Raw genomic sequence first — 11,801 nt, forward strand, 5'->3', positions numbered from 1 at the left:
GCACTGCCCAACCAAGCTTTCACATGGCCGAACCTCTGCCCAAACCCCCACGCGCCTACGTCGCGCTGGTCGTGGATGGCAACGCAACGTCGCGCAGCATTCTTGCTGCGCAGCTGCGTGCCTACGGCATTGGCAAGGTGGTGCAGTGCAACCGCATCCGCGACGCACGCAACCGCCTTGAGCACATGACCTTCGACTACGTGCTGTGCGAGCAATCGTTTCACGAGCACGACACCTCCGGCCAGACGCTGCTGGACGACTTGCGCCGCGCCCGGCTGCTGCCGTTTTCCACGGTATTTTTCATGGTCACGGGCGAAGCCACCTACGCCAAGGTGGCCGAGGCAGCGGAATCGGCACTTGACGGCTATTTGCTCAAGCCCTTCACACCCTCGACACTGTTCGAGCGCCTGCGCCAGGCACGCCAGCGCAAGGAACACCTGAGCCCCATCTTCGAGGCGATCGAGGTCGAGGACTTCGAAGCCGCCGCACGCCTGTGCACCAAACGTTTTGAAGAGCGTGCCCCCTACTGGCTGTACGCCGCACGCATCGGCACCGAGCTGCTGCTGCGCCTGGGCCGCCACGACGATGCGCAAAAACTGTTCGAAGCCGTGATCGCCACCAAGGCCCTCCCCTGGGCCAAGCTCGGCGTAGCGCGCGCCCAGATCGAAGGCGGAAAATTTGCGCATGCCGCCACCACCCTGCAAGGCCTGATCCAGGAAGACGCCGGCTACGCGGACGCCTACGACGTGCTCGGCCGCGCGCAGGTCGAGCAGGGCCAGTTCGACGCAGCGCTGGAGACTTACCGCCTGGCGGTCAGCCTGACCCCCGAATCCCTGGCGCGGGTGCAAAAGCTGGGGGTCATGTCGTACTACCTGGGCCAGCGCAAGGAAGCGCACAAGGCCCTCGGCCGGGCCGTGCACATGGGCCTGGACTCCAAGCTGTTCGACTACCAATCGCTGGTGTTGTATGCCTTCACCTGCTTCGAAACCGGTGACAGCAAAGGCCTGGAGCGCTGCAGTGCCGACTTCACCCGCGTCCTGGAGCGTTACGGTGAGAGCCTGCGTCTGAAGCGCTTTGCGCGCGTCGTGCGCACCTTGCGCTCCATCGGGCAGCGGCAGTTTTCCGACGCTGTGGACGCGGTGCGCAGCATGGCTGGCGAGATTACCGACCCGGAACTCGATTTTGAAGCCGCCTGCAACCTGACCGGCCTGATTGCCGCGCTGGCCACCACATCGATCAGCCTGGACCAGGCCGAAGGCTGGATTCAGGCGCTGGGCATGCGCTACGCCCACACGCGCGGCTTGGCACAAATGCTCGCCAGCGCCTGCGGCGCACACCAGCAGTTTGCTGATCGCCTCCGTGCCTGCCTGCCGGTCATCAACACAGTGGCTGAAAAAGCCATTGCCCAAAGCCTGGCGGGCCATCCGCGAGCGGCCATCGATCTGCTGCTGGAACAAGCGGGCGCCACGCGCAACACCAAGCTGCTGGAGCTCGCGCAGCAAGTTCTCCAGCGCCACCGCAGCAAGGTAGACGGTGCCGCCGAACTGCAAGCGGCCATCGATACCCTGCGCCCCCAGTGTGTGGGCACACAGCCGCGCACGCTGATCACCGGCGAGAGCGAGCGCGCCGCGGGGGGCGTTTCGCTGCGCATGCCGATCCCTGCGGCGGCGGCTACCCCCACTGTAGTCGCGGGTCTCGTCGAAACGCCCATACCGTTTACCAGCGCCGCACCTGCGCAGCCGGACTGACTCCCGCCGCGCGCTGCGGCAAATCCAGGCAGGCCTGCGCGTTGCTTTGCGAAAAACAGGCGGCTGCCGCCTCGCGCCAAGGCAGCCAGCGTGCCGCCAGATGTTCCCTCGGGCTAAGAATGGCCGGTGTCCCCACCGGTACGCACAGGCCAAACACGTGCTCCCGGTTGCGCAGCACGCCGGGTGCGTAGCGGTGGCGCCAGCGCGGCCAGATGGCGTAGTCGTTTTCGTACTGCCAATCGGTCAGCACATGGCCAGGAAGCCGTGCACCAATGCCGGTTTCTTCGCGTACCTCGCGGATGGCCGCGGCTTCGAACGATTCGGTGGCGAAATCCTTGGAGCCTGTCACCGATTGCCAGTGGTCCGGCCAGTCTGCGCGCGCGAGCAGCAACACCTCCAGCGCCGGGGTATGGATCACCACCAGCACGGACTCAGGGATCTTGAATTCAGGCATGGGGTGGGCAAATAATAAAAAAGGGCGCCGCGAGGCGCCCTGATTTTCTAACGCAAGACCGGAGACCTCTCAACCCACCTTCACCGCATCCACATTGCGCAGGCGGATATGCAGCTCGCGCAGCTGCTTTTCGTCCACCGGCGAAGGCGCTTGTGTCAGCAGGCACTGGGCGCGCTGCGTCTTGGGGAAGGCGATCACGTCGCGGATCGATTCAGCACCCGTCATCAGCGTGACGATGCGGTCCAGGCCAAAGGCCAGGCCGCCGTGCGGGGGCGCACCGTATTGCAGCGCGTCGAGCAGGAAGCCGAACTTCTGCTGCGCTTCCTCGGGGGTGATCTTGAGCGCGTCGAACACTTTGCGCTGCACGTCGGCGCGGTGGATACGCACCGAGCCGCCGCCCATTTCCCAGCCGTTCAGGACCATGTCGTAGCCCTTGGAGATGCACTTCTCGGGCGCGGTGACCATGTAGTCTTCGTGGCCGTCCTTGGGCGCCGTGAAGGGGTGGTGCACCGCGACCCAGCGGTTGTTTTCCTCGTCGTGCTCGAACATGGGGAAATCCACCACCCACAGCGGCGCCCAGCGGTCGTCGAACAGGCCGTTCTTCTTGCCAAATTCACTGTGGCCGATCTTGATGCGCAGCGCGCCGATGGCGTCGTTGACGATCTTTTCCTTGTCGGCCCCAAAGAACAGCAAATCGCCATCCTGCGCGCCAGTGCGCTTGAGGATTTCGGCAATCGCCGCGTCGTGAATATTCTTGACGATGGGGCTCTGCAAGCCATCACGGCCCTTGGCCAGCTCGTTGACCTTGATATAGGCCAGGCCCTTGGCACCATAAATCTTGACGAACTCGGCATAGCCGTCGATCTCGCCACGCGAGAGGCCGCCGGTCTCACGCGCGCCGCCGGGCACGCGCAGGGCCACGACGCGGCCGTTCTTCATGTTGGCGGCGCCCGAGAACACCTTGAAGTCCACGTCCTTCATCACGTCGGTGAGCTCGGTGAATTCGAGCTTGACGCGCAGATCTGGCTTGTCCGAGCCGAAGCGGTAGGCCGCGTCCTGGTAGGTCATGACCGGGAACTCGCCCAAATCCACGCCCAGCGTGTTCTGGAACACCGTCTTGATCATCTCCTGCGTCAGGTCGCGGATCTCCTGCTCTTCCATGAACGAGGTTTCAATATCGATCTGGGTGAACTCAGGCTGGCGGTCGGCGCGCAAGTCTTCATCGCGGAAGCACTTGGTGATCTGGTAATAGCGGTCGAACCCCGCCACCATCAGCAGTTGCTTGAAGAGCTGGGGTGATTGGGGCAGTGCGAAGAACTGGCCGTCGTGCACGCGACTGGGCACCAGATAATCCCGCGCACCCTCCGGCGTGCTCTTGGTGAGCATCGGGGTTTCGATATCCACAAAACCATGCGTATCGAGGAACTTGCGCACTTCCATGCTCACGCGGTAGCGCAGCATGAGGTTGTTCTGCATGTAGGGGCGGCGCAGGTCCAGCACGCGGTGCGTCAGGCGCGTGGTTTCCGACAGGTTCTCTTCGTCGATCTGGAAGGGTGGCGTCACCGAGGGGTTGAGCACCACCAGGGAATGGCACAGCACCTCGATCTTGCCGCTCTTCAAGTTGTCGTTGGTGGTACCGGCTGGGCGCTCGCGCACCAGGCCTACCACTTGCACGCAGAACTCGCTGCGCACGTCTTCGGCGGTGGCGAACATCTCGGCACGGTCGGGGTCGCAGACCACCTGCACCGAGCCTTCGCGGTCGCGCAGGTCGATGAAGATCACGCCGCCATGGTCGCGGCGGCGATTCACCCAGCCAGAGAGGGTGACGGTTTGGCCCAGCAGGGCTTCGGTCACAAGACCGCAATAGTGGGAACGCATGGCCATGGCAAAACTTCCGGCGCCGTCAGGGGCGCATTGAGAAAAATCAGGAGGGCAAGGTCGCAGCCGCTTCGTGCGGCACAACAACGCCCATGGAGACGATGTAGCGCAGCGCCGCATCGACCCCCATGTCGAGTTCGATGCAGTCGCTCTTGCGCAGCATCACAAAATAACCGCCCGTGGGGTTGGGCGTGGTGGGCACGTACACGCTGACGAATTCGTCCTGCAGCAGTGCGGCGACTTCCCCGGCTGGCGCGCCGGTGACAAACGCCACCGTCCATACCCCTTCGCGCGGCCACTGGACCAGCACGGCCGTGCGAAACGCATTGCCGCCTTCAGAAAACAGCGTATCGGACACCTGTTTGACGCTGGAGTAGATCGAGCGCACCACCGGGATGCGGCTGACCAGACGGTCGCCCCATTGCACCAGCTTGCGCCCGGCAAAGTTGCTCGCCACGGCGCCCACCACCAGCAGAATCGCCAGCGCCAGCAGTGCGCCGAAACCGGGCACGTGGAAACCAAGGACCCGGTCAGGCTGCCAGGTGCCGGGGAGGATCAGCAGTGTCTGGTCCAGCAAACCCACCATCCAGTTCAGCACGGCCAGCGTGATGACCACCGGCACGATGACCAGCAGCCCGGTGAAGAACCATTTGCGCAGAGAAGGCATGGACGGCAAGCTCAATCGGCCTTTGTGCTTGAAGCCGACGCTGCAGGCGCAGGCGATGCCGTCGGCGCCGGCACAGGCGCCGCAGCACCTGCATCCGCTGAGCCGCCAGCGGGTTTGTCGGCGCTGGTGCCCACAGCCGATGCTGGCGCCGCACCACCGCGAAAGTCCGTCGCGTACCAGCCCGAGCCCTTCAATTGGAAGCCTGCGGCCGTCACCTGTTTGGTGAACGTCTCTGCGCCGCACTGCGGGCAGACCGTCAGCAAAGGATCGGACATTTTCTGCAGCACGTCGCGCGCATGGCCGCAGGCACTGCATTTGTAGGCGTAAATAGGCATGGAGTGGGCGTGAGCTGCAAAGCCTTTAATTATAGGCAGCGGCCTGTTTTTCAATCCCCGCTTCTGCCGATGCGCTGGCGCAACGGCGTGGGGCTGCAAACCATGGCCCCTCAACCCGGGGTGGCGGTGTAATGCACCACGTGGCCCTTCTGGTCGCGCAGGAACTGGGGCACCAGGGAGCCGACCAGCATGCCCGCGATCGCCGCCAGCAGCCCGGCGAGCTGCTGCGGAAACGCCTGGTTCAGTGCCGGGCTGGCGGCAAACAGCAGCCACACCCCCATGCCCAGCGCCACCGCCAGCAAAGCGCCCTGGCTGGTGGCCCGGTGCCAGTACAGGCCAAACGCGAGCGGCACAAACGCACCCACCAGCGGCACCTGGTACGCGCCGGACACCATGTCATAGATGGAGGTTCCCTGCGCAGAGATGGCATAGGCCAGCACGCACAAGGTGAACACAAACACCGAAATACGCATCGCCTTGAGCGTGAGCGCATCGCTCATGCCAGGCCGCATATTGCGCAAAATGTTCTCGACGAACGTGGTCGAGGGGGCCAGCAGCGTGGCCGAGGCCGTGGACATGATGGCCGAAAGCAGTGCGCCAAAAAACGCCACCTGCAAACCGATCGGCATGCGCTCCATCACCAGCGTGGGCAAGAGCTTCTGTGGGTCGTCCTTGAGCAGCGCGGTTGCCGAATCGCCCATGACCAGCACCGCGGCGGCGACGACAAACATGGGAACAAACGCAAACAGCAGGTACAGCACGCCGCCAATCACCGGGCCGCGCCGCGCCGTGGAAGCGCTGTTGGACGACATGACGCGCTGGAACACGTCCTGCTGCGGAATCGAGCCCAGCATCATGGTGATGGCGGCGGCGCCAAAGAACGTCCATTCCTTCAGGCCGGCATCCTTGGGAAACAGCGAAAACCGCCCTTCGCGCGCCGCAAATTCCACCACCCGCCCGGTGCCGCCCGCCAGATCGGCGGCAAACCAGGCAATTGCGAGCAGGCCGGCAACAATGACGATCATCTGCACGAAGTCAGTGAGCGCCACCGACCACATGCCGCCGTAGAGCGTGTACACCAGCACGATGGCGGTTCCCAGCACCGTGCCTGCGGTCACCGATACCGCACCCTGCGTCAGCAGGTTGAACACCAGCCCAAGCGCCGTGATCTGCGCCGCCACCCAGCCCAGGTAGCTGAAAATGATGATGGCCGAGCACAGCACTTCGAGGGTGCGGCCAAAGCGCTGGCGGTAGTAGTCGCCCAAGGTAATCAGGTTCTTCTGGTACAGCCGGTAAGCAAAGAAAAGGCCCACCAGTACCAGGCACATCGATGCGCCAAACGGGTCTTCCACCACGGCGCCCAGCCCCCCGTCAATGAACCGGGCCGGCACGCCCAGCACCGTCTCGGAGCCAAACCAGGTGGCAAAGGTGGTGGCGATCACCACCGGCAACGGCAGGCTGCGGCCGGCCACGGCGTAATCGGCTGTGTTGTGCACGCGGGTCGCTGCGTACAGGCCAATGCCGATGGATACCAGCAGATAGAAAGCGATGAAGGTCAGCAGCATGCGCGGCTCCGAAGAGGGGGCGGTTGGCAGGAAAACGCCGCGCATTATCCGTGCCAAACCCCCATGCCGGTCAACCGAATGCGCGCTACAGCGTCAATGCAACAGCGAAACGCGCACGATCGCCTGCACCACCACCAGCCCGAGCACGAAGCCGATGCCGCAATAGACGATGGCCTGCAGCAAGCCGTTGGTGCGGCGTTGCTCCTTGAGCAGTGCCATCAGTTCGCGCTCGCGCGCATCGTTAGGGGCGCGCTTGAGATAGTCGTGCAGCAGGCGCGGCAATGCCGGCAGCAACTGCGCATAGTGCGGCGCCTCGGCGCGCAACTCGCGCAGGAAGCGCTGCGGCCCGACCTGCTCGAGCATCCAGGTTTCCAGAAACGGCTTGGCGGTGCTCCACAGGTCAAGCTCGGGGTCGAGCTGGCGGCCCAGGCCTTCGATATTGAGCAGCGTTTTCTGCAGCAACACGAGCTGGGGCTGGATTTCCACCTGAAACCGCCGCGAGGTCTGAAACAGCCGCATCAGCACCATGCCCAGCGAGATTTCCTTGAGCGGCCGGTCGAAATACGGCTCGCACACGGTGCGAATGGCCCCTTCGAGCTCGTTGACGCGCGTGTTCGCCGGCACCCAGCCGCTCTCTACGTGCAATTCGGCCACACGTTTGTAGTCGCGCCGGAAGAAGGCGGCGAAATTCTGCGCCAGGTATTCCTTGTCGGATTCGGTCAGCGTGCCGACGATACCGAAATCGAGCGAGATGTAGCGCCCGAACGTGGCGGGCTCCAGGCTGACCTGGATGTTGCCGGGGTGCATGTCGGCGTGAAAAAAGCCGTCGCGAAACACCTGCGTGAAAAAAATGGTGACGCCGTCGCGCGCCAATTTGGGGATGTCGACCCCCGCATCGCGCAGGCGCTGCACCTGGCTGATGGGCACACCGTTCATGCGCTCCATCACCATGACTTCCGGGTGGCAGAAGTCCCAAAAAATGGTCGGGATTTCGACCAGACCCAGGCCTTCCATGTTGCGCCGCAGTTGCGCGGCGTTGGCCGCCTCGCGCACCAGGTCGAGCTCGTCGTGCAGGTAGTTGTCGAACTCGGCCACCACCTCGCGTGGTTTCAGGCGCTTGCCATCGGCCGACAAACCATCGACCCAGCCGGCCATCATGCGCATCAGGCTTAGGTCCTTCTCAATGACCTCCAGCATGCCGGGGCGCAGCACCTTGACCGCCACCTCGTGCAACGCACCCTGGCGATCGCGCAGCGTGGCGAAGTGCACCTGCGCAATCGAGGCGCTGGCCACGGGCACGCGGTCAAAGCTGACAAAGACCTCTTCCACAGGGCGGCGAAAGGCACGCTCTATAGTCGCGATGGCGATGGCGCTATCGAACGGTGGTACGCGGTCTTGCAGCAGGGCGAGCTCGTCGGCAATGTCGGGTGGCATCAGGTCGCGCCGCGTGGAGAGCACCTGGCCAAACTTGACGAAAATGGGCCCCAGGCGCTCCAGTGCCTCGCGCAGGCGCTGGCCGCGCGGCGCGCGCAGGTCGCGCCCCACCGAAACCATGCGTGCCAACAAGCGCAGCCAGGGTTTCTGGAAGCTCGTCAGCACCAGGCCATCGAGCCCATAGCGCAGCGCCACCCAGACAATGGTGGCACCACGAAAAATGCGCTTCATGGCAAGGGGCCGTTGCCCGACCAGGGCGCCACCGCGCCGCCGGCGGCCGCGCCGCTTTTGCGCACAAAGCCGCGCAGCGCCTGCGCCGCGCTGCGCGCCACGCTGGCAATGGTGTGCGCCGGCACGTCACCGATGACGCGCGCCATGTCGTCCTCGATGTCCCAGCGCAGGTTGTCGGCCAGCCACTGCAGATCACCAGCGAAATCCACCGCGCCGTCGATGCGCACGGGCGGGCGGTCCCCCCGCAGAGCGGCCTGCGCCAGCCCGAGCGGCGAGGTTTCGGTCACTTCGAAACGCAGGTCAGGGGTACCCCCTTGCGCTGCCAGATCAAACAACCCAGCGGGGGTCACCTGCAAGGCGACGAAAAACTGGCGCCATTGAACCCGCACCACGCGGCCCTTGCGCGGGATCAAGCGCTCGGTCGCCGCGCGCTCCTGCATCAGCACGTGGTTGATAAGGAGCACCAGGCGCTGCTGCGCCTCGTTCACCAGCCAGTCGGGCGGGCGCGGGCCCTGTGCGATACGTTCAAAGAGACCGTCGAGAAAGGGGAAGGGAGACTGTGTGGCCATAGCGGTGGATTATGGCAAGCCGACAGCGGCCGCAACGCGCAGCCGCACGCTGCGGCGCGGTCTTTATTGCAGCGCCTGCACGCCCGCCACCAGCCAGCCGCTCCCGCCGCTGCGGGGTTTGGTCATGTTCCAGACCTCGCGGAAGGGGCTCGGGCCGGCCGAGGGTTCCTCACGAATCATCCCGGAGAATTCCACGCTGGCCATGTAGGCATCGCCCAACTCTTCGATGCCCAGCAATTGGGCTTCGATCATGACCACGTCGGTGTGGTTGGGCTGGTCCCCACGGTGCAATTCGCGTTCGGTGAGCTGGCTCTGAATCTCTTCAACCATGGCGTCCGTCATCATGGAGCGCAGCGTGGCGATGTCGGAGCGGTCCCAGGCCGACTGCAGGGTGATGAAGTTGCGTTTGGCCGCCTCCAGAAAACCCGCCGTATCAAACCCCTGGGGCACGCCCCAGTTCTGCGAGCCCGAAAGCGCCGACCCGATGATGGAGCCCTCCTCATTTCCCGCGCTGCGCTGTGCATCAAAAGCCAGGCTACTGCGCTCCCAGGGGCGTGCGGAGGCGTCATTGCCCACCTTGTCGGGGCTGTACTGCTGCGCGACCGGGACGCTGGCAGGGGCACCACCGCCCGCCCCCTGGAAGGCGAAGGGCGATGCGGGCGAGGCCGCCGCCTTGCCGCGCGAGCGCAGCATGCGAAACAGCGCGAAGCCCACCAAGCCGAACAGCAGCAGCATCAGGACTTGGCCAAACCCGGCCCCCAGACCGAGCGAGCTGGCCAGCCAGGCCAGCCCCAGACCAGCCGCCAAGCCGCCCAGCATGGCGCCCCATGGGCGCTTGGGGGCCGCCGCAGGCGCAGCGCCCGCTGGCGTACCGGGGCGAGCGGCATTGGCGCTCTGCGCAGGCGCTGCCGGGGCGGCAGGTGGTGCGGCCTGGCGCTGCGTCACGTTGCTGGACTGGCGGCCAAAAGACTTGCCACCGCCCATGCGCTTGGCCTCGGCTTCGAAATGCACCACGACCAACATCAGGGCCAACAGGGCCGGGAAGAGTCTTTTCATGGTTTTTCCTTGGCTCAACACTTGATACCAACATGCAGGGCGACGACGCCGCCCGTCATGTTGTGGCAATCGACATGGCCGAACCCGGCCTGCTTCATCAGCGCCTTGAGCGCCTGCTGGTCCGGGTGCATGCGGATGGATTCGGCCAGATAGCGGTAACTGTCGGCATCGCCCGCCACCAACTGGCCGATGCGCGGCAGCACATTGAACGAATACCAGTCGTACACCTTGGCGAGCGGCTTGGCCACCTTGGAAAATTCGAGCACCAGCAGCTTGCCGCCAGGCTTAAGCACGCGGCACATCTCGGCCAGCGCAATGTCCTTGTGCGTCATGTTGCGCAGGCCAAAGGCCACGCTGACCAGATCGAAATGCGCGTCGGGGAACGGCAGTTGCTCCGCATCGCAGACCACCGTGGGCAGCACCACGCCGGCGTCGATCAGCCGGTCGCGCCCGGTGCGCAGCATGGCTTCGTTGATGTCGGTGTGCACCACCTGGCCACGCTCGCCCACCTTCTTGGAAAAAGCCAGCGCCAGATCGCCCGTGCCGCCGGCAATATCCAGCACGCGCTGGCCCTCTTGCAGGTTGGCGACCAACACCGTGTAGGCCTTCCACGCGCGGTGCAGGCCACCCGACATCAAGTCGTTCATCACGTCGTATTTGGACGCCACCGAATCGAACACACCGCGCACGCGGCGCGCCTTGTCGCGCTCGTCCACCGACTCGAAACCAAAATGTGTAGTGCTCATGGTGGGAATGCTAGCCGCTTGCAGGGCAACCCTCTAAATGCGTGGGATATCGGATATTTAAGCCAAACCACGCTCTAGCGCTTATGGGTATTGCGCTAGCAGCTTCTAAAACGATAGCAAAACAGTGGCAAATCTGCCACCAACCGAGCGCGAATCAGTGCCCGCCGCAGCCCTGGGCGCTCTTGGTTTTCGTCTTGCTCACGCCCTTGGACGCGCTTTTGGGCGCCATGGGGGTATCGCGGTCCACCCCTGCCGCTGCCAGCCGGGCCTCGTAATCGGCCCACAGTTCGGCCTGGCGCGCGCCAAGCTCATAGAGGTAATCCCACGAAAAAATGCCGCTGGCATGCCCATCGGAAAAGCTCGGCTGCACGGCGTAATTGCCCACCGGAGCCAGCTCCAACACCACGACATCGCGCTTGCCGGTCTGCAGCACCTCCTGCCCATGGCCATGGCCCATGACCTCGGCCGAGGGCGAGTACACGCGCAGCAGCTCAAACGGCAGGCGAAAGTGCGCACCGTCGGAAAACTCCACTTCCAACACGCGGGACTGGCTGTGGACGGTGATGGAATCGGGTGTGGGGGCGCCGGGTTTGAGGCCTGCCATGGAGATTTCCTTATGGGATAGGACTTACTGAAAATTGTCCCAGCAAGGCGCTCTGACGCAGACAGTGCAAGCGCACGGCAAGGAAGAGCAACGCCGCTGGGACGATTTTGCGCAAGTTCTGTGGGAAAACGATTGCTAAAACGGGCCGCCATTGTCCCATCCGCCCTGTGGCGGCCTGCCCTTTAGCCACATGAACCCTTGTACCCCGGTGGTTACAGGGCATGCAGCGGGCTCAAAACGCCGCGCCCGCCTTTGTTGCGCACATGGGTGTAGACCATGGTGGTGCTCACGTCCGAGTGCCCCAGCAACTCCTGCACCGTGCGGATGCTGTAGCCGTCAACCCCACGGGCACGTTCGCTTCCATCGATTTTTCGGTCATGCTGCCTTGCTTGCCCAACTCGCCATCCGGCACGATCTGACGCTCCTGACCACAGACAACGACTTCCCGTATGGGGCCAAGCACTGCGCACTTCGCATATGGCCAGCGCAGGCACGCGTAAGGCAGTGAGCCTCC

Annotated in this window: 11 protein-coding genes and 1 pseudogene; 1 reads left to right on the forward strand and 11 read right to left on the reverse strand. The window is 64.3% G+C overall.

The window, feature by feature from the left end; translation table 11 throughout:
* The first annotated feature begins 23 nt into the window (after positions 1–23).
* Positions 24–1,748 (forward strand): response regulator, encoded by a 1,725-nt coding sequence (locus tag D3F03_RS09310; RefSeq protein WP_119109089.1) that lies wholly within the window; start codon positions 24–26, stop codon positions 1,746–1,748.
* Here D3F03_RS09310 and nudB read toward each other — a convergent pair.
* The 11 genes and pseudogenes from nudB to D3F03_RS09365 all read right to left on the reverse strand — a co-directional run.
* Positions 1,717–2,202 (reverse strand): dihydroneopterin triphosphate diphosphatase, encoded by a 486-nt coding sequence (gene nudB, locus D3F03_RS09315; protein WP_119109090.1) that lies wholly within the window; start codon positions 2,200–2,202, stop codon positions 1,717–1,719. The two genes, D3F03_RS09310 and nudB, sit on opposite strands and share 32 nt — an antisense overlap.
* Positions 2,203–2,271: 69 nt before the next feature.
* The gene (aspS, locus tag D3F03_RS09320) at positions 2,272–4,086 is read right to left on the reverse strand and encodes an aspartate--tRNA ligase (RefSeq protein ID WP_119109091.1); all 1,815 of its coding nucleotides are present in this window, start codon (positions 4,084–4,086) and stop codon (positions 2,272–2,274) included.
* Between the two features lie 40 nt (positions 4,087–4,126).
* Positions 4,127–4,747, reverse strand: coding sequence for a DUF502 domain-containing protein (locus D3F03_RS09325; RefSeq protein ID WP_119109092.1), 621 nt, complete (start codon positions 4,745–4,747; stop codon positions 4,127–4,129).
* Between the two features lie 11 nt (positions 4,748–4,758).
* On the reverse strand, positions 4,759–5,082 hold the full coding sequence (locus D3F03_RS09330; protein WP_119109093.1) for an FmdB family zinc ribbon protein: 324 nt from the start codon (positions 5,080–5,082) through the stop codon (positions 4,759–4,761).
* A 110-nt stretch (positions 5,083–5,192) separates the two neighbouring features.
* Complete coding sequence (locus tag D3F03_RS09335) at positions 5,193–6,647, reverse strand: high affinity choline transporter 1 (protein WP_119109094.1); 1,455 nt, start codon at positions 6,645–6,647, stop codon at positions 5,193–5,195.
* A gap of 93 nt (positions 6,648–6,740) precedes the next feature.
* Entirely contained in the window at positions 6,741–8,312 is a 1,572-nt protein-coding gene (ubiB, locus tag D3F03_RS09340; RefSeq protein WP_119109095.1) for a ubiquinone biosynthesis regulatory protein kinase UbiB, read from the reverse strand.
* Positions 8,309–8,881 carry a hypothetical protein gene (locus tag D3F03_RS09345; protein ID WP_119109096.1) on the reverse strand — a complete coding sequence of 191 codons (573 nt, stop codon included), beginning with the start codon at positions 8,879–8,881 and terminating at the stop codon, positions 8,309–8,311. Before D3F03_RS09345 ends, ubiB begins: the two co-directional genes overlap by 4 nt.
* 63 nt (positions 8,882–8,944) lie before the next feature.
* Complete coding sequence (locus D3F03_RS09350) at positions 8,945–9,937, reverse strand: Tim44 domain-containing protein (RefSeq protein ID WP_119109097.1); 993 nt, start codon at positions 9,935–9,937, stop codon at positions 8,945–8,947.
* Between the two features lie 14 nt (positions 9,938–9,951).
* On the reverse strand, positions 9,952–10,683 hold the full coding sequence (ubiE, locus tag D3F03_RS09355; protein ID WP_119109098.1) for a bifunctional demethylmenaquinone methyltransferase/2-methoxy-6-polyprenyl-1,4-benzoquinol methylase UbiE: 732 nt from the start codon (positions 10,681–10,683) through the stop codon (positions 9,952–9,954).
* A gap of 154 nt (positions 10,684–10,837) precedes the next feature.
* Positions 10,838–11,287, reverse strand: coding sequence for a gamma-butyrobetaine hydroxylase family protein (locus D3F03_RS09360; protein WP_119109099.1), 450 nt, complete (start codon positions 11,285–11,287; stop codon positions 10,838–10,840).
* 212 nt (positions 11,288–11,499) lie between these two features.
* Positions 11,500–11,622 (reverse strand): annotated as a pseudogene (locus D3F03_RS09365) (tyrosine-type recombinase/integrase); the annotation flags it as partial.
* Positions 11,623–11,801: the final 179 nt, after the last annotated feature.

This window comes from Simplicispira hankyongi (assembly GCF_003570885.1).
Lineage (GTDB): Bacteria > Pseudomonadota > Gammaproteobacteria > Burkholderiales > Burkholderiaceae_C > Simplicispira > Simplicispira hankyongi.

Bases quoted from the DNA above. Each gene is read 5' to 3' on its own strand.
- D3F03_RS09310 (WP_119109089.1), top strand. From the start codon at position 24: ATGGCCGAACCTCTGCCCAAACCCCCACGCGCCTACGTCGCGCTGGTC.
- nudB (WP_119109090.1), bottom strand. From the start codon at position 2,202: ATGCCTGAATTCAAGATCCCTGAGTCCGTGCTGGTGGTGATCCATACC.
- aspS (WP_119109091.1), bottom strand. From the start codon at position 4,086: ATGGCCATGCGTTCCCACTATTGCGGTCTTGTGACCGAAGCCCTGCTG.
- D3F03_RS09325 (WP_119109092.1), bottom strand. From the start codon at position 4,747: ATGCCTTCTCTGCGCAAATGGTTCTTCACCGGGCTGCTGGTCATCGTG.
- D3F03_RS09330 (WP_119109093.1), bottom strand. From the start codon at position 5,082: ATGCCTATTTACGCCTACAAATGCAGTGCCTGCGGCCATGCGCGCGAC.
- D3F03_RS09335 (WP_119109094.1), bottom strand. From the start codon at position 6,647: ATGCTGCTGACCTTCATCGCTTTCTATCTGCTGGTATCCATCGGCATT.
- ubiB (WP_119109095.1), bottom strand. From the start codon at position 8,312: ATGAAGCGCATTTTTCGTGGTGCCACCATTGTCTGGGTGGCGCTGCGC.
- D3F03_RS09345 (WP_119109096.1), bottom strand. From the start codon at position 8,881: ATGGCCACACAGTCTCCCTTCCCCTTTCTCGACGGTCTCTTTGAACGT.
- D3F03_RS09350 (WP_119109097.1), bottom strand. From the start codon at position 9,937: ATGAAAAGACTCTTCCCGGCCCTGTTGGCCCTGATGTTGGTCGTGGTG.
- ubiE (WP_119109098.1), bottom strand. From the start codon at position 10,683: ATGAGCACTACACATTTTGGTTTCGAGTCGGTGGACGAGCGCGACAAG.
- D3F03_RS09360 (WP_119109099.1), bottom strand. From the start codon at position 11,287: ATGGCAGGCCTCAAACCCGGCGCCCCCACACCCGATTCCATCACCGTC.